The sequence below is a fragment of the Brachyspira hyodysenteriae ATCC 27164 genome (assembly GCF_001676785.2).
Taxonomy (GTDB): Bacteria; Spirochaetota; Brachyspiria; order Brachyspirales; family Brachyspiraceae; genus Brachyspira; species Brachyspira hyodysenteriae.
The window spans coordinates 224,292-247,104 of the sequence record NZ_CP015910.2 but is presented as its reverse complement, the minus strand read 5'-3'; the positions used below and the strand labels follow the sequence as shown (position 1 = coordinate 247,104).

The 22,813-nt window shown below is 25.2% G+C and carries 22 protein-coding genes; 8 read left to right on the top strand and 14 right to left on the bottom strand.

Annotated features, from left to right (window positions below):
- Positions 1-2: 2 nt before the first annotated feature.
- Genes BHYOB78_RS01070 through BHYOB78_RS01060 form a run of 3 tightly spaced genes read right to left on the bottom strand, consistent with a single transcriptional unit; the run spans position 3 to position 2,606 of the window.
- Positions 3-1,235: an HD-GYP domain-containing protein gene (locus tag BHYOB78_RS01070; RefSeq protein WP_012671503.1), complete on the bottom strand. Its 1,233-nt coding sequence runs from the start codon at positions 1,233-1,235 to the stop codon at positions 3-5.
- A gap of 3 nt (positions 1,236-1,238) precedes the next feature.
- Positions 1,239-1,508: an EscU/YscU/HrcU family type III secretion system export apparatus switch protein gene (locus tag BHYOB78_RS01065; RefSeq protein WP_012671502.1), complete on the bottom strand. Its 270-nt coding sequence runs from the start codon at positions 1,506-1,508 to the stop codon at positions 1,239-1,241.
- A gap of 3 nt (positions 1,509-1,511) precedes the next feature.
- Positions 1,512-2,606: a hypothetical protein gene (locus BHYOB78_RS01060; RefSeq protein ID WP_020064555.1), complete on the bottom strand. Its 1,095-nt coding sequence runs from the start codon at positions 2,604-2,606 to the stop codon at positions 1,512-1,514.
- Positions 2,607-2,705: 99 nt separating this feature from the next.
- Between BHYOB78_RS01060 and BHYOB78_RS01055 the strand changes: the two genes are divergently transcribed.
- Together BHYOB78_RS01055 and BHYOB78_RS01050 are read left to right on the top strand one after the other, a co-directional pair.
- The gene (locus tag BHYOB78_RS01055; RefSeq protein WP_020064556.1) at positions 2,706-4,313 is read left to right on the top strand and encodes a flagellar hook-length control protein FliK; all 1,608 of its coding nucleotides are present in this window, start codon (positions 2,706-2,708) and stop codon (positions 4,311-4,313) included.
- Positions 4,314-4,363: 50 nt separating this feature from the next.
- The gene (locus BHYOB78_RS01050; protein ID WP_012671499.1) at positions 4,364-5,158 is read left to right on the top strand and encodes a flagellar hook assembly protein FlgD; all 795 of its coding nucleotides are present in this window, start codon (positions 4,364-4,366) and stop codon (positions 5,156-5,158) included.
- A 177-nt stretch (positions 5,159-5,335) separates the two neighbouring features.
- Here BHYOB78_RS01050 and BHYOB78_RS01045 read toward each other — a convergent pair whose 3' ends face one another.
- From BHYOB78_RS01045 to BHYOB78_RS01025, 5 genes are all read right to left on the bottom strand, one after another.
- The gene (locus BHYOB78_RS01045) at positions 5,336-5,761 is read right to left on the bottom strand and encodes a hypothetical protein (protein ID WP_020064557.1); all 426 of its coding nucleotides are present in this window, start codon (positions 5,759-5,761) and stop codon (positions 5,336-5,338) included.
- 76 nt (positions 5,762-5,837) lie between these two features.
- Entirely contained in the window at positions 5,838-6,245 is a 408-nt protein-coding gene (locus tag BHYOB78_RS01040) for an A1S_2505 family phage non-structural protein (RefSeq protein ID WP_012671497.1), read from the bottom strand.
- Positions 6,246-6,268: 23 nt separating this feature from the next.
- On the bottom strand, positions 6,269-6,655 hold the full coding sequence (locus BHYOB78_RS01035; protein WP_020064558.1) for a DUF1232 domain-containing protein: 387 nt from the start codon (positions 6,653-6,655) through the stop codon (positions 6,269-6,271).
- An 18-nt stretch (positions 6,656-6,673) separates the two neighbouring features.
- Positions 6,674-7,381 (bottom strand): EcsC family protein, encoded by a 708-nt coding sequence (locus BHYOB78_RS01030; RefSeq protein ID WP_020064559.1) that lies wholly within the window; start codon positions 7,379-7,381, stop codon positions 6,674-6,676.
- Between the two features lie 142 nt (positions 7,382-7,523).
- The gene (locus BHYOB78_RS01025) at positions 7,524-8,396 is read right to left on the bottom strand and encodes a DUF438 domain-containing protein (RefSeq protein ID WP_020064560.1); all 873 of its coding nucleotides are present in this window, start codon (positions 8,394-8,396) and stop codon (positions 7,524-7,526) included.
- Between the two features lie 182 nt (positions 8,397-8,578).
- Between BHYOB78_RS01025 and BHYOB78_RS01020 the strand changes: the two genes are divergently transcribed.
- The 3 genes from BHYOB78_RS01020 to BHYOB78_RS01010 all read left to right on the top strand — a co-directional run bounded on the left by BHYOB78_RS01020 (position 8,579) and on the right by BHYOB78_RS01010 (position 13,736).
- Positions 8,579-9,760: an AGE family epimerase/isomerase gene (locus BHYOB78_RS01020; RefSeq protein ID WP_028331336.1), complete on the top strand. Its 1,182-nt coding sequence runs from the start codon at positions 8,579-8,581 to the stop codon at positions 9,758-9,760.
- A gap of 490 nt (positions 9,761-10,250) precedes the next feature.
- The gene (locus tag BHYOB78_RS01015; RefSeq protein ID WP_020064562.1) at positions 10,251-12,719 is read left to right on the top strand and encodes a tetratricopeptide repeat protein; all 2,469 of its coding nucleotides are present in this window, start codon (positions 10,251-10,253) and stop codon (positions 12,717-12,719) included.
- 192 nt (positions 12,720-12,911) lie between these two features.
- A complete protein-coding gene (locus tag BHYOB78_RS01010; RefSeq protein ID WP_020064563.1) occupies positions 12,912-13,736 on the top strand; it encodes a hypothetical protein in 825 nt (274 codons plus the stop codon).
- A gap of 71 nt (positions 13,737-13,807) precedes the next feature.
- Here the strand turns inward: BHYOB78_RS01010 and BHYOB78_RS01005 are convergent, their stop codons facing one another.
- A complete protein-coding gene (locus tag BHYOB78_RS01005) occupies positions 13,808-14,182 on the bottom strand; it encodes a hypothetical protein (protein WP_012671490.1) in 375 nt (124 codons plus the stop codon).
- A gap of 151 nt (positions 14,183-14,333) precedes the next feature.
- Here BHYOB78_RS01005 and BHYOB78_RS01000 point away from each other — a divergent pair, with 151 nt between their 5' ends.
- On the top strand, positions 14,334-14,807 hold the full coding sequence (locus BHYOB78_RS01000; protein ID WP_012671489.1) for a hypothetical protein: 474 nt from the start codon (positions 14,334-14,336) through the stop codon (positions 14,805-14,807).
- 299 nt (positions 14,808-15,106) lie between these two features.
- Here BHYOB78_RS01000 and BHYOB78_RS00995 read toward each other — a convergent pair whose 3' ends face one another.
- Complete coding sequence (locus BHYOB78_RS00995) at positions 15,107-17,518, bottom strand: alkaline phosphatase family protein (RefSeq protein WP_020064564.1); 2,412 nt, start codon at positions 17,516-17,518, stop codon at positions 15,107-15,109.
- Positions 17,519-17,794: 276 nt separating this feature from the next.
- Here BHYOB78_RS00995 and BHYOB78_RS00990 point away from each other — a divergent pair, with 276 nt between their 5' ends.
- Together BHYOB78_RS00990 and BHYOB78_RS00985 are read left to right on the top strand one after the other, a co-directional pair.
- The gene (locus tag BHYOB78_RS00990; protein WP_012671487.1) at positions 17,795-18,082 is read left to right on the top strand and encodes a Bor/Iss family lipoprotein; all 288 of its coding nucleotides are present in this window, start codon (positions 17,795-17,797) and stop codon (positions 18,080-18,082) included.
- A 14-nt stretch (positions 18,083-18,096) separates the two neighbouring features.
- A complete protein-coding gene (locus BHYOB78_RS00985) occupies positions 18,097-18,672 on the top strand; it encodes a hypothetical protein (RefSeq protein WP_020064565.1) in 576 nt (191 codons plus the stop codon).
- Positions 18,673-18,834: 162 nt separating this feature from the next.
- Here the strand turns inward: BHYOB78_RS00985 and BHYOB78_RS00980 are convergent, their stop codons facing one another.
- The 4 genes from BHYOB78_RS00980 to BHYOB78_RS00965 all read right to left on the bottom strand — a co-directional run bounded on the left by BHYOB78_RS00980 (position 18,835) and on the right by BHYOB78_RS00965 (position 22,748).
- Positions 18,835-19,353, bottom strand: a complete 519-nt coding sequence (locus tag BHYOB78_RS00980; protein WP_020064566.1) for a DUF2441 domain-containing protein — start codon at positions 19,351-19,353, stop codon at positions 18,835-18,837.
- Between the two features lie 83 nt (positions 19,354-19,436).
- The gene (gene ligA / locus BHYOB78_RS00975; protein ID WP_020064567.1) at positions 19,437-21,428 is read right to left on the bottom strand and encodes an NAD-dependent DNA ligase LigA; all 1,992 of its coding nucleotides are present in this window, start codon (positions 21,426-21,428) and stop codon (positions 19,437-19,439) included.
- Positions 21,429-21,659: 231 nt separating this feature from the next.
- A complete protein-coding gene (locus tag BHYOB78_RS00970; RefSeq protein WP_020064568.1) occupies positions 21,660-21,968 on the bottom strand; it encodes a hypothetical protein in 309 nt (102 codons plus the stop codon).
- Positions 21,969-22,073: 105 nt separating this feature from the next.
- Positions 22,074-22,748, bottom strand: coding sequence for a MerR family transcriptional regulator (locus tag BHYOB78_RS00965; RefSeq protein ID WP_020064569.1), 675 nt, complete (start codon positions 22,746-22,748; stop codon positions 22,074-22,076).
- Positions 22,749-22,813 lie beyond the last annotated feature (65 nt).

Genomic DNA, 22,813 nt, shown 5'->3' with positions numbered 1-22,813 from the left:
TATTACTTTTCTTCTTCAACGTCTAATATTTTAGTTCTTACCTCCTCTAAGAAATTATTATCTTTATCAACGCCTGCTATAAACAGCTGATTAGTTTCTAATAAATTGATAGTCTCTCCATCATCTATAAATTCTCCATTCTCATTTGAAACTATCTTTATTATAGGTCTAATTGGGAAATTAGGATTAGTAGCAAAAACAAATCCCTTTCTTTTATCATTCAATAACACTATAGAACCTATAGGATATACAGTAAATATACTTACGAAAGTTTTTGATATATTAGGATCATATTTAGTATTAGCACCATGTATAATCTCTTTAACTGCATCATATAATGATACATCTTTCTTTTTATTTTCATTACTCTTTTCAAGCATTAAGCTGAATGTAGATTTATTATCTTTTAATTTAGAATTAGAAGATGCCATTCTTATAGGCTTAAGCATCTTTTCAACAGCATGTGCTATAGCAATGATTTTTGAATATAAATTTATCTGATTTCCGGCTAGTCCTCTAGGATATCCCTTACCATTATAATACTCATGATGCATAAGAGATATCATAGCCAAATCTTCTTCAAATCTGAAGCTAGTTTTAAGAATTTTATATCCGTAAACTGTATGTTTTTTTATCTCAGCATATTCTTCTGGAGTAAATTTTCCTATTTTATCCAATATCTTATCCGGAACTTTTACAAGTCCTATATCATAAAGTATAGCACCTATACCTAATTTCTTTACTCTGTTTTCGGAGAATTTCATAGCGCGTCCGATAATCATAGATATTAAAGAAACATTTAAAGATCTTACATAATATTCATCAGCTCTAGGCAAACCTGTTAAATTAAAAAGCTGAAGCACACTGCTTAAATTTCTATTAACTATATCCAATACTTCATCTAAAATTTCATTTAATTCATTTAAATTAACTAAATTATTATTTTTGTATCCGCCTAAATTATTTCTAACTTTTTTAATTACATTCAAGTATATTTTTTTAAATACTTTATATTCCCTTAAAAATTTATCAAAATCAGCAGATACTTCCATATCTAAAGAAGTATTATCTTCAATAAATACTTCATTAATATCCCATTTCTGAAGCCTCTGCATGTCGTCTTCTTTTAAATCTATATATCCTGTAGATGCAAGAAAATCATTATACAAGTATATATCTTTCTTTTCAGCTTTTGTTTTTATATCTTGAATATTTATTTTAGTTAATTTTGCCATTATTTATTCTGCCTTTAATTTATATATATATTTTAATATTATACTCACAGCTTCATAAAGTGAATAAGGTATCTCCTCTCCTATTTCTAACTGCATCAAATGTTTAGCCGTATCCTCATCAGAAATTACAGGAACTTTATGCTTTCTTGCAATATCAACCATTCTTTTTGCTAAGTAATTATTCCCTTTAGATACCACTATAGGTGCATTATGTATCTCTCTATTATAGAGTAGAGCAGCAGCATTTTTTATATCCTTATTATTTCTATTCATTACTTAGCCTTCATAATTTATTTTTATATTTTCAAAAATACTCAGCTCTTTATCTATATCTTCTCTAATGCTATTTAATTTATTAAACAACTTCTTATCAAACAATTTCACTGTAATCAAATATTTATTATCATATTCATCTTTAGTTATATCTATTTTACATAAATCCTTATCATCTTCATAAATTGCAAATGTTAATCTATTCTTATTATTTTCATCTTTATTAATATATAATAATACATCTTTAACTTCACCGTCTATAATAAATGGTATAGGAATCATAAATACTGTTTCTTGAAAATTCCTGTTCTTTCTATTTGCAGATAAAACTTTCAGCATAAGCATCATCATATTAGAATTATTCGATGACAATTCACCCTGAAGCATATCAAAGAGCATAAACCATATATTAAAACTAGCATTTGCATTTATATAGTTATTTAAATTTTCTGCCATAGAATTATTAGGATCATTATTATCTCCCTGAATAACACTATTAGCAAGCATTAGTAATATTTCGGTTATTTCAGTATTTTTGTTAGAGTTTTTTATGGCGTTGATTATATCATTAAACTGTTTAAAAATATTTCCTAAAGAGTTTATTTCTTCTACCGTTAAATATACACCGTTAGACATTGCATTTAATATGAACTTTTTTTTATCGCTGTCCAAATCCGGAAGGTATTTAAGTATGGTTTCAAAATATCTTATATTTTCATAACTTGGCTTTATACCTTTCTGAGACAGCATCGATGAAACTTCAGAATTATTCTCAGTTATGTTAAGTAAAACATTCGTATTGTTTTTACTCTGTATGTTTTCTCTTGCTTCTTTCAAACTTTCAGCATTTTTAAGTATAGTTAAAGTTACTTCTCCATTTTTTTTACAGACTAAAGCAAAGCCTTTATCTGTCATGCCGTTTTTAAATAATGCTATTAATTTGTTGCCCATAACATTTATTAATGCCTTATCATTATCCAATTTTCTCATTATAGAATATCTTACCACATCGCCGTCTTTGATTTGGGCATTATTTTTATTAGTTATGAGATTAAAATATTTACTATTTATATTAAGCATATTATCATTATAAAACATAAAAATAATTTTTCAAATATTATGTTATTTTTTATAAAGGAAATTTGAATACTTCCGAATATTAATATAGTAATAAAACTAATAATTAGGAAGTAAATTATGGTAAATGGATTAGGCAACTTATTATCTTTTGTTGATACTAATGTTTCATCTAATAATAGCCCTTATAATTTGAATAATTATAGCTATGATGATTCTTTTGCTAATATGTTAAATAAAACTCAGACAGATTATTCTACTCCTTCAAGTGTTTCTAATAAAATAGAAAGACATTTGAATACTGAAGAAAACTATACAGAAAATAATTATAATAATTATGATGATTACTATAATGATTATAATCAATATGATGCTGAAGAAAATACTACTATAGAAGAAAATGTTTCTTCATCCAGTGAAAATACTGCTAAAAAAACAGAAGAAACTTCAGATAATGCTGAAGAGGCAAAATCTATTAGCAGTACCGAAGAACAAACTGAGAACAAATCAGAAGAATTAAATGCTTCATCTAATAAAGATAATAATATAGAAGAAAAAGCAGAGAAATTGGCTGAAGGCAATAAAGAAGAAAATGTATCTGCTAAAGAAAAATTGGCATTAACTAAAGAAAAAGCAAAACTCCTTTTACAAAATACTTCTAATGATAAAAAAACTGATGCAAAAGAAGTTAATACAGCTGATACTAAAGAAAATATTTTAGCTAAGGCTGACAAAAAAGAAAATACCAAAAATACTGAAGAAATAGAAAAAATTAAAAAACAAATAGAATCTTTAAATGCTGAAGAATTAAGCGAAGAAGATAAGAAAGAATTAGAGGATTTAATAGAATCTTTAGAAGCTTTAAAAGCTATGATAGAAAATGACGGCAGCGAAGATAAAAAAGAAGTTTTAGCTGAAAATACTGAAGAAAATATCGAAGTAAAAGATATTGATAATTCAGAAGCTAAAGAAATAAAAGCTGCTTCTATCAAAGATAATGACAAAAATATAGAAACAAAAGATATTAATGATATTGGTATTGAAGATACTGCTATGCAGATTGATAATAATGCTATGGCAGATGCTAATATTGATATGAATATAGAAAATAAATATGCAGATAAAAAAGATGCTGCTGAAATGAAAAATAATAACAGCACTGTAAATAATACTATATCAGATGATAAAGGTGCAGAACTTACTATTATAAATATGAAAGATTCTGCAGAAGGTGCTAATTTGAAAGGATATAATCATTATAACAATAATGTATCCAAAACTCATAACAGCACAAACCTTACTGATAATATGATAAAATTCCAAGACTTAATGGGTAAATTGGTAGAGAAAGCTCAAGTTGCTGTTAATAATGGAAAAAGCGAAGTATTAATGAGTCTTAATCCTGAATATCTTGGTAAAGTAAGATTAAAAATCAGCATGGACGGAGACAATTTAATAGGTAAAATATTTGTAGATAATGCAGATGTTAAAGATATTTTCACTAAGAATTTAGATACTGTTATAACTTCATTAAGCGAAATAGGCATTAATATAGAAGGTTTCGATGTAATGCTTAGACAGGATATGCCTAATGACGGAGGCTTCGGCGAAGAATTAGAAGCTATAGGAAACAGATTCGCTTCTGAAAATAATAATAATGTAGAAGAAGTAAAAGCCGATATAAAAGCATATATAGTACCAGAAAGAAAATTGAATTTACTTATTTAATAGGTTCATAAATATAAATTATGAAGAAATAACTTTGAAGGAGTGTATAAATGATATCAGCAGATGCTTTAAGAATGTCAGATAGAGAGATAAAAATATTAAAACAGGAAGTAGGTGCTTTCAACTTACAGCATAACTTCCAGAGAGACCCTACACAAAATTCTTTGGGTAAAGATGCTTTCTTGAAACTCCTTACAGTACAAATGAGCCATCAGGACCCTCTTTCTCCAATGGACAACAGAGATATGATTGCACAATTAGCACAATTCTCATCTGTTGAACAAATGACAGAGGTTAATAAAAACCTTGACTCTATGAAAACTTTCTATTCAAGCCAAACAGGTTATTCTATGCTTGGTAAGAGTGTTGAGGTTATGGACGAGGCTGGAAACAGATTCTTAGGACCTGTTGAAATGGTTATGGAAAATGATACAGGAGTGGCACTTGCTGTTAGAACTGATAACGGACTTATAACTGTTCGTCCTGAAGATGTTATGATAGTACATTCCAGCGGTGATTTAATGGCTTCTGAGGCTGCTGCAGTTTCTCAGGTGAGAGAAGCCCAAAGCGAAGATGAGGCTGCTAAAGTATTTGAATCTTCTTTGATTGATAAGGCTCAGATTATAAGACCTTCAGGCGATGAGAATAACGGCGAAGGAATCAATAATGAGTTTGGTGATATGAGAGCTGCTATTGAAGCTGAAATAAATACTGCTACTCAAAGCGAAGTTTCAAAAACTGATAATGCTAATCTTAATAAAATTGAGAAAACTCAAGGAATGCTTAAAGCAGAAGAAGCATTGATGAATAGCAAAGAAGGCGGAAATAAAATTATTAAGAAATAAAATATTTAAAGAAATAAAATTGTTGATAAATTAAAGCCTATGGAATTTATTTAATATATTCTGTAGGCTTTATTTTTTTTGTATATTTAAAAAATTGTATAATAATATAAAAAAAGCTCCTGTATTTAAACAGGGGCTTTTTAGAAGTTATTACAATAAAAAAATTTTTCTTGTATATTAAGAAGCCGTCTTTGTCAATTTATCAGATGAATATATTTCAGATGTTCCACTCTTATTATCTTGTATAGTAAGAGAAACATTAACATTACCATTACCATCAAATATCAAAGAGAATATCAATGTAAAACCATCTTCAGTTTTCATAGAGTTATAACTTTTATCATCTGTCATAGTAAAATTTCTGAAAGTATAACTTTTAGAAGTAGATGCAACTTTTAATACTACTGTTGAATCTTTACTTACTACTAATGTCAAATTTTCTTCAGGTTTAGCTTCCGAACCAACTGGTTTATATTTTCCATTTCCTGTGTATGTTCCTTCATAATTGGCAATTGTAATTCCTGAAGAGTCTAGAGGGTTATTTTTAGAACATGAAACTGCTAATATCAAAAAAGTAAATAATAAAAATATTTTTGTTTTCATTTTTATTCCTTATGTTTATCTATATATTAAATAAAACAAATTAATTATAAAAATGTGCTTTTTTTTCTATAAAAATTCACTTTTTTAAATAATCCAAAAATCTTTGAGGCAAATAAACATTATCATATTCATCTTTTAAAGCCTCTCTGAAAAGCTCTGCCATTTCCTCAACTTTAAAACCTGCTATACCGCATCCTATTTCTGTTACTAAAAATTTTAACTCCTTATGCTCTAAAGTAAAAGCTAAAAACTTATCAACATATTTTTTTATTTCTGATACTGCCATCTTTCCGCTTTTTGTATAATCAACAGTAGGTATAGCAAATGTCTTACCCTGAAGCCCGAATGCCTGACCATATACAGCACCGAAGTTCATAGCAAATCTTGCCGCCCCTCCCCCATGTGCTCCTTGAGTATTGCTTCCAAATACAAATACTTCATTATCCTCTAATTTTGTTATATTGCTTGATGATATTCTATTCATAAAAGATTCCTCCTTATGTAATATTATAATAATACAGCAAGTATATATATTATAATCATCATAACAAATCCTGTAATAGTGATTGATAATATAATATTTCTAATGATTACATTTATTATTGGATTATAAGAAAAATTAGCCTTTTTTATGCCATACATAAATGATATAACCAAAAGAAGTATATCATCTAATTTTCCTATTGGTATTCTATCCGGAATCAAGTCTATAGGTGATAAAGTATAAATAACTGCAGTAATAAAAGGCAGCCAATATCTTAATTTCATCTTATTTTTATTTTGATATCTTTTATATACTTCGTACTTTCTATATATTCCGTCTTCGCCTAATATTTCAACATCATCTTCATTTATTTCTACATAATCTTCTTTGTTATTTTTATCATTTGCCATATAATTATCCGTAAAATATCAGCTTATTGAATACTTGCTTTCCTTAATTTTATTATAAAGTCTGTTAGACATTTTATTCAAACTAGTATATGTAAAACCTGCAGATACAGCTCCGCCTATTAGAGGAACAGCCTTTGACACAGATTTCATAAAACTTTTAGAACCTATTTTTATACCTATAGATTTTAATATGCTTGAAACTATACCGTATCCTATCACAGAACTTACTCTAAAACCTATTCTTGCACTCTTTTCAGCTATAGCTTTCCATATACTATTTAAAGCGAATATAGCTTCCTTATCTTCAAACATTACTCCAATATATACGGCAGCAAGACAAGCCTCATCATCTGTCATAGAATCACCTAAAGTAAAACTAGGAAGTCCGTATATATAGCATAGTTTCTGTACTATTCTTAAAGCATGAGCAAAAAACTGTGCCGTATCTGCCGGAACTGCCCCTATACCAACGATTCCTCCGGGAAGTCCTGAAACAAATGATATAGCTGATGATTTGGCTATTTCATAATTAATAGCTTCTCTTGATTTAGTATCTATTATATTTAATGGTACTCCTGCATCATAAGCTCCTTTCTCTAGTATAGTCTGAAGAAGTGAAGGATATTCTGATGCAAATGCTGCAACTAAATATTTATGCTTATCTATTTTTACAAGAGGCATATTGGATACCATCTTTATAAATGATAAAATACTTTTTTCTTCCATAAATAATAAACTCCAACTTTTCAAATTATATAGTATATACATTAATAGTCAATTAAATATTTATTATGCATAAAAAAAGAATAGCTAAAATAATAGCTACTCTTTTTTATATCTATAAAATTAGAATTAATTATTCTTTATTTTAATTATATTTAATTTCTATATTATCAAAATCTTCTTTTGAAAGCACAGAAACACAAAGCGGAATTAATATATTTTCTTCTTTAAATATCATATCTGAAATATGCTCTTTTAATAACTTTATATTTTCTGAATTAATTTTATTATTTTCACTATCATCAATAATATCTTTTAACTCATTTAATATATCTTTATCAACTCTGCTCATAACCTTTGAAGGCTCATCATTGCCATATTTTTTTAAAGCTGTAATAAATAAACTTTCCTTTTTGATGTAATGCCTATTAAGATTATCATAAAGCTTTTTTAATATATTAATATTATCATAACTTTTAATTTCATTGAATAATTTTTCTATAAATCTGTTTTCTTCTTTAAAAATATCTATGGCCTTATGATTAGTTTCTGTATTATTATCCATAGCATCTTTTAAAACAAGCGTTCTTATATAGAAAAATCTTTTAGCTTCATCTATACTCATACCATTATCTATAAGCTCATGCATAGCATTATGAACTTCTTCTGCTGATACTTTAATCAATTTATCTTCAAACTCTCTCTTTATATTTTCTATATTCTCTCCATAATGAAGTTTTACTATAAGCGATTTCAATATATCATTTCTATCATCTTTATTAGATATACTATTCAATTCAAAACCATATTCATTTAATTTTTTTCTTAATTCATTATTATCAATATTTTTCATTTTTGCTGCTTTTTCCAAAGTCATAATCTTTGATACAGTATTAAACATTATTGGATTTTTTATCTTATCAAACCCCAAATCAAATAATGCTTCTTTAATTTTTGGATATTTAGTGCATAGATCATATATACTATCAGAAATATTTATAAATTCTAAAGTTGTCATATATATTTTACTCCTATTTTATTATTGTTAGATTATTCTAACATATTATATATAATATCTAAAAAATAGTCAAATTTTATAAAATAAAAATATTTTTTATTATTGTTTTTATATATTGCTTTTATGATATCAATCTGTTAATATTATTATATTATGTTAAATAAAATCTAAGGAATTTTCATATGAGTAATTTAAACGAAGTAAAAAACGAGTATCTACACATGTTAAAAGACAATATCATTCCATTTTGGCTAAAAAACGGACTTGATAAAAAGCATGGCGGATACTACACTGCCTTAGACAGAAAAGGCGGACTTATAGAAACTGATAAATCTGTATGGTTTCAGGGAAGATTTGCTTGGGTATTATCAACTCTTTATACTGATTTCGAGAAAAAACAGGAATATCTTGATGCAGCAAAATCTGGAATAGACTTCTTAGAAAAATACTGTTTTGATAAAGCAGGCGACGGAAGAATGTATTTCAGAGTTACTGAAGACGGAAAGCCTATCATAAAAAGATTGAGATATTACTTTTCAGAAACATTCTGCTTAGTTGCTATGGCTGCATATTCAAGAGCGAGCGGAGATAAAAGCTATGTTAAAAAGGCTAGAGAAATACTTGATAATATAGACCGCTATCAAAAAGAAAATCTTTTAATACCAAAATTTGATGCAGGCAACAGACCTACTATAGCTTTCGGTCCTCCTATGATAATGCTTGCTACTGTTCAGGAATTAAGAAAGGCTGATCCTGAAAATAAAGATTATTACAACAAATATATTGATAATCTTCTTAAGAACATACAGCTCTTCCTATACGAAGATAAAAAAGCAGTACTTGAACAATGCAATCCTGACGGTACTTTACAAGATCACTTTGAAGGAAGATTATTAAATCCAGGTCATGCTATAGAATCATCTTGGTTTATATTAAGAGAAGCTATAGAAAGAGGACATGATGAAAAATTAAAAGCCCTAGGAGTTAAAATATTTGACTGGATGTGGGAATGGGGCTGGGACAAAGAGTACGGCGGAATCATTCAATATATGGATGTACTTGGAAAGCCTAAAAGCGAATATCATCATGACATGAAATTCTGGTGGCCTCAAACTGAAGCTGCTATTGCTGCTTTATATTGCTACTATTTCACTAAAGATGATAAATATCTAGAAAAGCATGACATGGTTAAAGAATATACTAAAAAATTCATTGATACAGAATACGGCGAATGGTTCGGATATCTTCACAGAGATGGAAGAATCTCTACCGACTTAAAAGGTAATATGTATAAAGGACCTTTCCATATCCCTAGAATGTACATGAAATGTGCTGAAATAATAGATGCTATCAATGCTAAATAATTTTTGAAAATATAATTAGTTAATTAAGGCTAGGTTTTCTCAGTAAAGCCTAGTCTTTTTATTTGCAATAAACAAAGATATTATTATATATACTTAAAATTTTTAACTTTGTCAATTTTTATATTGTTCTTTTTCCCGCCTCATACGCTATGCGACTTCGTCAAAGAACCTTATATCTTCGATAAACTCGGATACGCTTCGCGAAAGTGCAAGCATATAATTAGTACTAAATAATACTATTTTTTGTTTTATATGCAATATAAACTATTAGTTTGAGTAAAAAATATAGCCTTTTTGCTTCTCGACTGCCGACACCGTAGATGTACTTCGTCGGCACGCACAGACACATATATTAAAAAGAAAATATTATTTTATTTTTGACAAAATATAGTTGTTTAGGTATATACTAAAAATTTTTAAAAGTAATATTTATATTGTTTGATAAAATAAGTTTGATGTTTATAATTATAAAAAACATTTGGATTATTTTATGACAGAAGAATTAAAAGATAAAATAGAACAATTGGCATATGATTCTATAGAAAAATATAATGATGATGAATATTTATATTTTAATAGAGGACTTGAAAAAATAGAGTCAAAATTATATGAAGAAGCCATAGAAGATTTTAATAAGATCATAGAATTAAACCCAAAGGATAGAGATGCATATTTTTTTAGAGGACTTACCAAAACTGGGTTAAAGTTATATGAAGAAGCTATAGAAGATTTCAATGAGGCTATAAAACTAAATCTAAAGAATTGGGAATCATATTTTGCAAGAGGAGTTTCAAAATCAAGTCTAAAATTATATGAAGAAGCCATAGAAGATTTTAATAAGTCCATAGAATTAAATTCAGATAATGAAGAAGCATATTTTAATAGAGGGATTGCAAAAGTAAAATTAGCAAGATATGAAGAAGCTATAGTAGATTTTAATAAGACTATAAAATTAAATCCTAAAAATGAAAAAGCATATTTTAATAGAGGAATTGCAAAAATAGAATCAAAAAAATATGGAAAAGATATAGAAGATTTTAATAAAGCTATAGAATTAAATCCAGATAATGAAGAAGCATATTTTAATAGAGGGATTGCAAAAGTAAAATTAGCAAGATACGAAGAAGCTATAGTAGATTTTAATAAGTCTATAGAATTAAATCCTAAAAATGAAAAAGCATATTTTAATAGAGGGATTGCAAAAATAAAATTGGCAAGATATGAAGAAGCTATAGTAGATTTTAATAAAGCCATAAAATTAAATAAAAATTATGAAAAAGCATATTCTAATAGAGGGATTGCAAAAGTAAAATTAGCAAGATATGAAAAAGCTATAGTAGATTTTAATAAATCTATAGAATTAAATCCAGATAATGAAGAAGCATATTCTAATAGAGGGATTGCAAAAGTAAAATTAGCAAGATATAAAAAAGCTATAGTAGATTTTAATAAAGTAATAGAATTAAATCCAAATGATGAAAATGCATATCTTGTTAGAGGTGTATTAAAAATAATTTTAGAAATATATGAAGAAGCTATAGTAGATTTTAATAAGACTATAAAATTAAATCCTAAAAATGAAAAAGCATACTATTATAGAGGCATATTAAAAATAAAATTAAAAAAATATAAGCAAGCCATTAATGACTTTAAAATATTTGCAAAAAATAATAATGATGCTTCTGATATAACTATAATAAAAATTCTTCAAGAGTTTAATAAATATAATGATATTGATAAATTTTTTAAGCTGTTAATTATAGATGAAAATAAAGAATTATGGCAAAATGAACCCATTAGTAATTTAATTTTTCATTTTAAAGAGAGCAAAAAATTTGATAATGAACTTATAAAAAATATTAAATATTTAATTTTATATGAATATTTTTTACTTAAAATATTATCTTTCGATACTGATGATAAAAATATAGAAATATCTCATTATACATCATTAGATATTTTATTAATATTATTAGGGTGTAAAAATGAAAATTTAGATGAAGTAGGGAATATAAGAATAAATAATATATCAACTGCTAATGATCCTAAGGAAGGAAATATTTTAGAAAGTATTTTCAATAAAAATGATATAGATATAAAAATAGGAAGCGATGAAAAAATTGTAACATTGCAAACATCATATTCAAGAAATAGAGATTCTCTTACAATGTTTAGATTATATGGCAAAAAAGAAAATAAAGAAGCTACTGGTATATGTTTAGTTTTAAATAATCAATATTTTACTAATTCATATACTTCTCCTTTTTCTTATTATGACTTTAATGTAAATAATATAAGTATTAAAAATGATGAATATTTTACTGATTCATATACTTCATCTTATGATTCAAATGTAAGTAACATAAATATTGAATATAAGTCAAATATAAAAAAAGAAAAAGATGTAAATAAAAGAAATTTATATTGGGTGCTTTATTATGATGAAAAATTAAATAAACTTGTTTTCAATAAGGAAGATTTAAAATATTCAAGTAATATTATAGATTTAAATGGAATAAAGAATTATAGAAAAAAATTAAAAGAAGATAATACGATTGAAGATAAGATTAAATATGCATTTTCAAAAATATTTGAATATACTAGAAAAATTAAAGAAAAAAAGATTAATCATAAACTATATAATTATTTATTTGAAAATATAAAATACATAATAAAGCATGAAGCATTTTTTGAAGAACAGGAACTAAGAATGCTTGTAACTTCTGATTATAAATCTAAAGAAATAAAAGCAGATAAAATCAATAATAAACTTTATATAGATTATTTAAAACTTTTTGATCAAAACACTAATTATATAAAAGAAATTATAATAGGTTCTAAAGTTGAAAACAATGAATCGCTTGCTGAATATATAAGAAAAATTTTACATGAAAAAAATACTGATAAAAATAAATTAGATTATATAAAAGTCCTTATATCAGAGGCTCCTTTAAGATAATAAAATATAATAATTGATTAAGACTAGGAGTTAAAGAACTATAAAGGCATTTGATTTTATATATTACTTTACTTTATTTCAAAAATATATTTGTAATTTAAATTACTATAGGTTAAAATTATTCTAAAATTTTAATTTATATATAATTATACGATAATAAAAAGTACATTTTTAATTTTTATAAGGAAATATATGTTTTCATTAAGAAAAGAATTGAAGAAAAAGGATTTTGAAACTTTAGACTTATTTACTATTTCTTTTTCTTTATTTAAAGCGAACTTTATTAATTTTATTATACTCTCTTTAATATGCTGTCTGCCTTTAATATTAACAGGAATTTACTTTCCAATAAGCGTATTTGATCCTGAAAAATTAAAAACTATTGAAGATTTAGCAAATTGGTTTAAGAATGATGTTACTGTAGGATTTTATATAAATATATCTCTTTCTTTATTTTTAGATACTATTTCTATCATATCTGTATCATTATTGGTAGAAAGATTGATTTATGGAAATATAAAAAGTGCTACTTGGGCTATTATAAGAAGTTTTAAATTTTTACTTCCTACACTATTTACAACTTTTATATATTTTATACTAGTATTTTTAGGACTTACATTCTTTATAGTTCCGGGTATTGCCTTCATTGTGTTTTTTGTATTCATTAAAAATATTTGTGCTTTAAGACATACTTGGGGAATAAATGCTTTAAAATATTCTTATTATTTAGTAAAACCTAAATTTTTTAAAACACTATTTATATTAGGATTTATATTTTTATTTCAGAAAGTATTCGCTATGACTCTTTTTCCTGTATCTTTAGAAAATAGAGAAGGTTTATTATCATATTTTATTGCTATGATAGTTCTTTATATATTTAATACATACTTTCAAATAATTATAACATTATTCTTTTTAAATAGAGATTATGTATCAAGCAATATGATAGAAGATGACGAAGATGATGAATACAGCAAAGATAATAATGATGAAAATAATAATAAAATCGAAGAATAAAAATTATTTAATATAAAAGCCCTATATATAAAATATATGGGCTTTTATAAGAGACATATATAAATATTTTATTATTTTGATTTTGTCAAAGTACCTATTCCTAAATTATCATCTTCAACTGTTCCTTCTGTATCGGACTTAAACTTCAATGTAACTGAAAAAGTTTTATCTGATGATACACTCATTTTATATCTGTCATTTCCTAAATCTTCTATAGATGAAGCTAGAAAATCATTATATAATACATTTCCTGTACTTTCTATTGTGATATTGCAATCATTATTCGGAAATTTAGCCTGCCAAATACCTATAAAATTAGTTAATCCTTTACTTTCTCTTGGAGGCTCTGCTGCTGCAGATGAAGCTGATGTAGTGCCGTCACTATTAGCATTACAGGATATTAAAAGTAATAAAAATAAATGTAATAATGCAATTTTTTTAATCATAATATAGCCCTTTAATGTATTAATATTTATTATTATATAATAATTATTATTTATAGCAATATTTTTTTTAAATTATCAAAATATCATAATACTTATAATCTCTTATATTTTTTAATTATTTTATAACATATTTTTATAAGGATATTATTTTATGAATCAAAAATATAATAAAGAAATAGAAAAACAAATATACGAAATTATAAAAAAAGAGAATACCACATTTGAAGAAATAAGCAGAAAGTTAAATATAAGTTATGATGATTTAAAAGAATACATAAATAAATCAAGCCGTAAGTATAAAAAAAGTTTGGTAAAAAAAATAAGAAAAGCAAGAGATGAATATTTTTTAGATGCAAAAATAAAAATAGAAAATGCATTGATTAAAAAAGCATTAGGTTATTACAGCAAAGAAATAATAAGAGAAATAAAAACTGATAAAGAAGGCAAAGAATCAAAAAATAAAAAAATAATTTATAAATATAATGCCCCAAGTGAAAGAGCTATTATAGTATTTTTTGAAATTTTAAAAAATAGAAACAATAAAAAATTGGAGGAAGTAGAGTTAAAAAGAAATATTCAAGAAGAAGATAATAAGATTAATATCAGAGTTGGATTTGATAATTAATAATTGAAATAATAAATAGTATTAATTCATAGCAATAAACGAGCAGCTGATAACTTTAGTTGTCAGCTAATCATTAGCGAGTTTATTGCTTAGCAATAATAAAAGATAATAAGATTAATATCAGAGTTGGATTTGATAATTAATAATTGAAATAATAAATAGTATTTTAATTCATAGCAATAAACGAGCAGCTGATAACTGACGAAGGAAGTTGTCAGCTATATTTTAGCGAGTTTATTGCTTAGCAATAATAAAAGAGAATAAAGTTAATATAAGAGTAGTTTTATAATTAAATAATCCTAATTATTAGTTAATTCTTTTATCAAATTATAATAATGCTTTTTACCCTGAAAAATATCCTGTGATAAAATTCTTTGAGCATTTTCATATTTAAATATAGTCATATTTGAAACTTCGCTATTATCTATAATAGAATCATTAGTAGTATAATAAAATCTATTATAAGTGCTGATAGTATTATCAATTTCTTCTTTGTATAAAAGAGATATAACACTATTTGTATAATCAATATTCAAATTAACAGCTATAAATAAAGGTATATTTTCAGGAGTGAAATTTTCATTTACTTTGTATGCTCCATTAGTACCATCCCAAATAAGTATAGGCGAAGGTTTATAATCATTTAAAAAATTAGTTTTTATTTTTTCATCTATAGTAGAACGTTCTATTATAGCCTTCAAATAAGGATAAAGATGATCATGTTTAAATATTATAATTGCATTAGGAGAATGTTTTAAAATGGTATCTCTTATCTCTATAATATTTATAGCAGTCATTGCAGAATTATCAATGGTTTCTATTATATGAAGTTTATCATTGCCTTCAAAATTATCCAAAAACTTTTTATTGTTTTCTGCGAAGTTTAAATCATTAGATAAATGCGAATCAGTATGCCCTAAAATAGTAAAACCTGCAGCAAATACAGGACTTTCCAAATTATCAATATTTGTGCCTAAATATGTATTGATATTTGTAGTTCCTAATCCGAACACCTGAGATTTAAAACCTATTGAAGGATAGAAAGTTTTTAAATTATAAGTATTCAATGCTTCTTCCAATGCTATTGTATTATATCCATTTTTTGAAAGAACATCCGGCAAAGTATTTTCTATCTTTTCTGACTGAGTTTTTGGATAAAGAGGAGATGACCCTGTAAGTCCTGAAAGCCTTGCATAAAAACTTCCGTTATTAACATTAGGAGCTATTTTTCTTGATGAGTCAGCCCATTTCCTATACTCTTTTGGGAAAGGATCTTTATTAAATAATTTTCTAAAATGTGAATAATCATAAAAAGATTCTAAGAATATTAAATATACATCTCTTTTTAAACCTTTTTTTAACTCATTTATTTTTGACAAATCATTTGTAATTGAAGCTTCTAAATTAGTATATATATCATAATTATTATTTTTTAATTGTTCTATATATTCATAATCTATATTTTCATTATTATAAACAAAATTACTGTTTTTAGATGAAGCCTCAATCAATATAGAATGCATATCATCTTCCAATTTTTTTATATTATCAAAAATATTTTTCGTAGATTTTAAATAAAGTTTTGATATATCTCTTTTTGATTCATATTCTTTTAATAATTTTATAGAATCGGATACTAGTTCTTTGCTTGGTTTTATTTCGTTCAATCTATCATAATTTATTCTATAATTGAGTGTATTTATTATACCATTTCTCTTAGCATTTCTTACAAAGTCTATGCTCCATATATCTATATTCTTAGGCTTTAAAAATAAATAAAATGCGGTAAATATTATAAAAGCTATCATCACTAAAGATGATATTCTGCTTCTCTCTATAAACATTTTATATATATTAAAAATAAATAATATTACAAAAGTTAGTAATGAAGAAAAATATATTATGCTCACTGTAATAGTAATAATTTTTAAATGTATTGGAAGAACTGTAATAAGCGATAAATAAAGATTAGGCATATCAGAAAATAATATTACCATATTAAGTACAGTTAAGCTTATTGACTCTATAGCAAAAAATGAGAATATTGAAACTACACAAAATAAAGACGTTAATATTATCCTAATATTTTTTATATTTCCTAAATTAAAAGGATAGCATGAAAACAAATTATAAGCTGTCATCACAAAAAGATAAGTATATAAAAAATCATATATATTAAAATCAAGCTTCATCATAGAAAATAAAGGCATTATTAAATTTGAAGTTATCAAATATAAAAAAGAATTAAGCACAAAAAAGAAAATATATGCTTTATGATGATAATATATATTAGGTATTACATAAAAATAAATTGCTGGAAAAACTATTATAATAAACAATAAAAATAAAAATACATTTTTTTGTATTTTAACTGTATATTTAATATTTTCTATTTTATCATTTTCTTTTAATTGTATGTTTGAATCGCCTAAAACCAAATTTCCATAATAGCTTCCGCTCCATCTTATATTTGTAACATTATCAGGCATTTCATTTGTGTTTGGATATACTCTATATATTTTATTATTCTTAAAAATACTGCTTTCAAATTTCAATGTAAAATAATATTTATTTTCCAATATATGATTGAAATTTGATAAATATCCTACCCTCTCTATATTGCCAAGAATAGAGAAAATAACAATAAATAAAATTATTGCTGATATAAATACTAAATATGATAATAAGAATATTTTTTTATTTTCTTTCATTGTATTTTTTATATTTAAATTTCAATATTATAACAAAAATTATTCATTTAAGTTAAATAATAAAATAGAAATACACTATATTTTATTACATTTGTAAAGTTTTTATATTTATTTAAAGATATTATTTTGTTATTAAAAATATTTTCTTATAAGCAAAATGAACAATTTAGTATACATGTTTTTATTTTGGCTTTTTTCATTGACAAATACCTTTATTATGTTAGACTGAACAATGTTCACTATATGTGAAAAATTCAACAAATTTAAGGAGTTTTTATGACTAAATTCATAATTTTATTATTAGCTGTTTCAATATTTGCTCTATCATGTGCTCAGCATAGGCATTTAATTGGAAAAGGTCCTCAAACCGGAGTTACATTGACAAGAAAACAATGGTATGCACTTTGGGGAGCTGTACCTATAAATGATGTTGATGTTGAAAAATTAGCAGGCGGAGCTGAAAATTATGAAATATATACTAGAAGCAATGCCGGTGATTTCTTTATTAATCTATTAACAGGAATAATCGGATTTACAAGCAGAACTGTAACTGTAAGAAAATAGATAATTTTTTAAATATGAAAACACTATATTTTATACTAACATTATTTTTAATTTCATGCGTTAATAATTCAGAGAAAGATATATTTTCTGATAGAAATATAAATTTTAAAAAGCTAAATTTAAACAATGATATAGCATATGAAAATAAATATGATATACCAGATATAAAAGTAAGACTCATACCTTTAAATAATTCTATAAAATTATCTGATGAAGATAAAAATTATATAATAAAAAATACAGGCTACGTTGAAGATTTATATTATATAGAAAGTATGTTTTGGGAAGAAAAAACGAAAACAACTTGTTTAGTAGGTTATATGAAAGAAGATAATAATTCTTTAGAAAAACTTATAAACTATATAAACAAAATGAAAAGAGAAAACAATATATTAAAAAACTATTTCTATGTTAATGGAAAAAAGAATATACAGTATAAAATACAATTAGATGATACGATTTTATTTTACACCATATTCGAACCAAAAGATTCAAATTATCTAGTACTTAGCTATACTTTCCCTACTCATAGTGAATATACCTCAATGGAAAATATAGCTAATTCTATTAATTCAGTAGAGTTTTATTAACACCGTGCGGGAGGAATTTTTTAAAAATTTCTCCCTTTTATATAAGAAAATTACCAAATAAAAATTAATATAATAAAAATTTATTAAACAATATTAACATTTTATATAAACAAAAATTTTAATATATTTACAAATTAAATAAATTACTAATTACAAAATAAATCAAAATTCTTCAATTCTAAAAGTACCTTTAAAAAATATTTCCTTTTCTTTTATATATTGTTTTGATATACTCCAATAATCATTAGCCAAATCTATATAATCTTTTAAAATATGACACTTAGGACCTTTTTCATTCAATATAGAAATATCATATTCATCAAATATACAATTATCACTTGGAATAACTTTCACAATAATTAAATTAATTCTATTTTGTTTACTAAAAATATAATCCATAGCTTGATTTTTATTTTCAAATACAAAACATGATTCAAGTCTACTTAATTTTTCATTGAAATATTCTTTCCTTATTTTTTCTAAAATAAATTCACCAAACATAGTGTTAGATTTTATTTTTAAATTAGGATCATACAATTTGTATATTTGTTCAAATTCTTGTAAATAAGAATCATATCCATAATATTTATTTAATGAATTATGATAATTATATGCATCTGTACTAATATCACAATTGCATTTTAAATCATCTTCATTTATTACTCTAAAATACTCTTTCATATTTACCCCTATAAAACTTATATATTATAAAATTAGTAAACAATTTATAGTATACTTTATAAAAATATTAATATTTATATATTTTATGAATTTGCAAGCTTTATAAACTCGTCAGCTTCCATTATCTCTACTCCTAAATCCTGAGCTTTTTTAAGTTTGCTTCCTGCTTTCTCACCTACAATCAAAATGTTTGTGTTTTTGGATACAGCAGATTGAACAGTTGCACCTAATCTCTCAGCAGCCTCTTTTGCAGAATTCCTTGTAAAACCTTCTATTGAACCTGTTATTACAACATTCTTACCAGTAAGAGGAGATTCCACTGTTACAACTTTTTCAAATACAGGATTAACTCCTGATGCAAGTAAATCATCGATTAATTTTAATGTCTTTTCATTATGAAGGAAATCGTAAATACTTTTAGCACTAATTTCACCTATACCTTCAATATTTTGTAAATCATCGATAGTAGCTTTTTTGAAATTCTCTATTGACGTGAAATATTTAGCTAGTAAATCAGCAGTAGTTTCACCAACCTGACGAATACCTAATGCATATATAAATCTTTTTAAAGTAGTGTTTTTACTGTTCTCAATAGATTCAAGCATGTATCCTGCCAATTTTTCTCCCATTCTTTCAAATTTAAATAAATCATCTCTTGTTATCTTGTAAAGATCAGCCGGAGTTTTAACAAGTCCGCTTTTTGTAAATACTGCAATCCACTCTTTTCCTATTCTCTCCATATTCATAGCGGGTTTTGAAACAAAATATTCTATGTATCTAGTTATCTTGCTTGGGCATTCTTCATTAATACATCTTACAATTACATCGCCGTCAGTTACTGCAGTATCACCTCCGCAAACAGGACATTTTTTAGGGAACTCGAAAGGCTTACTGTCGGCAGGACGTTTTTCTAATACTACTCTTGTAATCTTTGGTATAACATCACCTGAACGAATAACAACAACAGTATCGCCGATTCTTATGTCTTTTGATTTAATTTCATTAGGGTTATGAAGTGTAACATTTGAAACAGTAACCCCTCCAACTTGAACAGGCTCTAATTTAGCAACAGGTGTTAATGCTCCGGTACGTCCTACTTGAACCTCAATATTTTTTAATACTGTTTCTTTTTCTTCAGGCTTGAATTTGAATGCTACAGCAAATCTTGGAGCTCTTGATAAAAATCCTAATTTCTCCTGATGCTTAACATCATCAACTTTTATTACAAGTCCGTCAATCTCATAATCCATTTTGCTTCTTTTTTCTTGTATATCATAATAAGTTTCTAATACTTTTTTAGCATCAATGTTTGGGTGAACGCCTTCAACTGTGAATCCTAATTCTGACAATAACTCCATTGATTTATATTCATTAGTTAAATCAAAATCTTTATAATTGGCAATCTGATAAGCAAAGAATTTTAATCTTCTCTTTTTACTTTCAGCACTGTCTAATTGTCTTAATCCTCCGGAAGCTGCATTTCTAGCGTTTGCAAAAGGTATCTCTTCAAGCTCTTCTCTCTCTTTATTTAATGCCTCAAAATCTTTTTTTGTTATTAATGCTTCGCCTCTTACAATAAGTTTCTTTTTCTCTTTTATGCTTTTAGGAACATTGCTCATCATTTTAACATTATTAGTAACATTCTCACCAACCTGTCCGTCGCCTCTTGTGCTTGCTACTGTGAGTTTTCCTTTTTCGTAAATAAGCTCTAAAGCAAGTCCGTCAAATTTATTTTCAACAGTATATTTAATCTTACTTTGATTAAGCTCTTTTTGCATTCTATTATCAAATTCCAAAAACTCCTCTTCATTCATAACATTAGAAAGCGAGTACATAGCAATAGGGTGTTCAAATTTCTCAAACTTTTCTAATACAGTACCTCCCACTTTATTAGTAGGGCTGTCATCTTTTTTTAATTCTGGAAACTCTCTTTCAAGATTTTCCAACTCTCTGAAAAGTTTATCATATTCATAGTCTTCTATTTCAGGGTTATCATCTGTATAATAAAGTTTATTATGGTAATTAATAGTTTCTGTTAATTGTTCTATTTTTTTTCTAGCTTCTTCTATGTTCATTTTCACCTCATCATTAATTTAATGTTCATATTATAATATAAAACGAATTGAATTCAATATTCAAAATTAATAAATGAGATATTAAAATTTCATATATAAAAAACTGCCTTAAATATAATAAGACAGTTTTTAAATAATAAAAATTATTCATGCCTGCAGCAAAGTCTATTTCAAATAAACTTGCCCGAGATTCACAATTTTTATAACTAACTTTTTAATATTTTTAAATTATTATTTTACTCTAGCACCTCTGCCCCTTATCTTCATCTTTTTAGATAATCCTGCCTTAACAATCTCATATCTAGGCATAATCAAAAAATCATAATTAGTATCTTTAAGTGCCTCTGCTATAAGCTGTTCTTTTAAAGTATCATCTTTAGCATCATAAGGAAGTTCAGCTGTTAAAACCTCTCCCACAGTAATATCGCTTCCGCTAAGCTGAAGACTTTGAGGAATATTATCTGCTGTTGCTATAGTTGAACATCCTATAATTAATAATGAAAAAACAAACATCATTATTACACCAATAACATTTTTCATTTTGTAACTCCTTAATTTATAAATAAAAAATTATTTTAATGATAAACTTTTTTAATGATTAAACAATGAATAATCAAACTATAATTAATATTGTACCTAGGGTAATTAATAACTTTTTTTATTATTATTAATACTATCTGCTATATCATCAATATACTTTGAAAATTTATAAGAATCAAAAATATCATTATCTATATCATAGCAGTTAAAAGAGCTTAATAAAATCAAAGCAAATATAATAATACCAACATCATAATTTAAATATTTATTTTTAATTAAAATATTTTTTATATCATCATAATTTAATTCTTTTATACTCATCTGCTCTAAAAAATATTTTTTGGCATTTTTTATCATTGGCTTTATAATATACAATTCTTTATCATTAATATTTCTAATAATATCTTTAATATTTTTAATATTCTTTTTGCAGTCTATATCTTTATTTAATAATATTAAATTCTCAGGAGTATTATTAAGAATTACTTTTTTAATATCAGGTATCTCAAAACCCAATGATTTTAATCTAAGTATTTCTATTACAATATTAATATGCTGTTTAGTATAATATCTTACTTTTTCTCTTATAGGACCATGTGCTACTCTAAATGCCTGAAGTAATTTTTTATTATCCCATTCTCTTAAATTTTTTAATGTTACATTTTCTATCTTTTCACATTTTAAAATTTTTAAAAAATCACCTATAGCAATTAACTCTTTTTTATTAATCTTACTTTCTAATTTATATTTCTTATTCTTTATATAATATTCTGAAAGCATAATAATTTTTCCAATATAAATTAATTTGTTTTTATAATATAATTTTTTAATTATTTTGGAATAAA

Bases quoted from the DNA above. Each gene is read 5' to 3' on its own strand.
- BHYOB78_RS01070 (WP_012671503.1), bottom strand. From the start codon at position 1,235: ATGGCAAAATTAACTAAAATAAATATTCAAGATATAAAAACAAAAGCT.
- BHYOB78_RS01065 (WP_012671502.1), bottom strand. From the start codon at position 1,508: ATGAATAGAAATAATAAGGATATAAAAAATGCTGCTGCTCTACTCTAT.
- BHYOB78_RS01060 (WP_020064555.1), bottom strand. From the start codon at position 2,606: ATGTTTTATAATGATAATATGCTTAATATAAATAGTAAATATTTTAAT.
- BHYOB78_RS01055 (WP_020064556.1), top strand. From the start codon at position 2,706: ATGGTAAATGGATTAGGCAACTTATTATCTTTTGTTGATACTAATGTT.
- BHYOB78_RS01050 (WP_012671499.1), top strand. From the start codon at position 4,364: ATGATATCAGCAGATGCTTTAAGAATGTCAGATAGAGAGATAAAAATA.
- BHYOB78_RS01045 (WP_020064557.1), bottom strand. From the start codon at position 5,761: ATGAAAACAAAAATATTTTTATTATTTACTTTTTTGATATTAGCAGTT.
- BHYOB78_RS01040 (WP_012671497.1), bottom strand. From the start codon at position 6,245: ATGAATAGAATATCATCAAGCAATATAACAAAATTAGAGGATAATGAA.
- BHYOB78_RS01035 (WP_020064558.1), bottom strand. From the start codon at position 6,655: ATGGCAAATGATAAAAATAACAAAGAAGATTATGTAGAAATAAATGAA.
- BHYOB78_RS01030 (WP_020064559.1), bottom strand. From the start codon at position 7,381: ATGGAAGAAAAAAGTATTTTATCATTTATAAAGATGGTATCCAATATG.
- BHYOB78_RS01025 (WP_020064560.1), bottom strand. From the start codon at position 8,396: ATGACAACTTTAGAATTTATAAATATTTCTGATAGTATATATGATCTA.
- BHYOB78_RS01020 (WP_028331336.1), top strand. From the start codon at position 8,579: ATGAGTAATTTAAACGAAGTAAAAAACGAGTATCTACACATGTTAAAA.
- BHYOB78_RS01015 (WP_020064562.1), top strand. From the start codon at position 10,251: ATGACAGAAGAATTAAAAGATAAAATAGAACAATTGGCATATGATTCT.
- BHYOB78_RS01010 (WP_020064563.1), top strand. From the start codon at position 12,912: ATGTTTTCATTAAGAAAAGAATTGAAGAAAAAGGATTTTGAAACTTTA.
- BHYOB78_RS01005 (WP_012671490.1), bottom strand. From the start codon at position 14,182: ATGATTAAAAAAATTGCATTATTACATTTATTTTTATTACTTTTAATA.
- BHYOB78_RS01000 (WP_012671489.1), top strand. From the start codon at position 14,334: ATGAATCAAAAATATAATAAAGAAATAGAAAAACAAATATACGAAATT.
- BHYOB78_RS00995 (WP_020064564.1), bottom strand. From the start codon at position 17,518: ATGAAAGAAAATAAAAAAATATTCTTATTATCATATTTAGTATTTATA.
- BHYOB78_RS00990 (WP_012671487.1), top strand. From the start codon at position 17,795: ATGACTAAATTCATAATTTTATTATTAGCTGTTTCAATATTTGCTCTA.
- BHYOB78_RS00985 (WP_020064565.1), top strand. From the start codon at position 18,097: ATGAAAACACTATATTTTATACTAACATTATTTTTAATTTCATGCGTT.
- BHYOB78_RS00980 (WP_020064566.1), bottom strand. From the start codon at position 19,353: ATGAAAGAGTATTTTAGAGTAATAAATGAAGATGATTTAAAATGCAAT.
- ligA (WP_020064567.1), bottom strand. From the start codon at position 21,428: ATGAACATAGAAGAAGCTAGAAAAAAAATAGAACAATTAACAGAAACT.
- BHYOB78_RS00970 (WP_020064568.1), bottom strand. From the start codon at position 21,968: ATGAAAAATGTTATTGGTGTAATAATGATGTTTGTTTTTTCATTATTA.
- BHYOB78_RS00965 (WP_020064569.1), bottom strand. From the start codon at position 22,748: ATGCTTTCAGAATATTATATAAAGAATAAGAAATATAAATTAGAAAGT.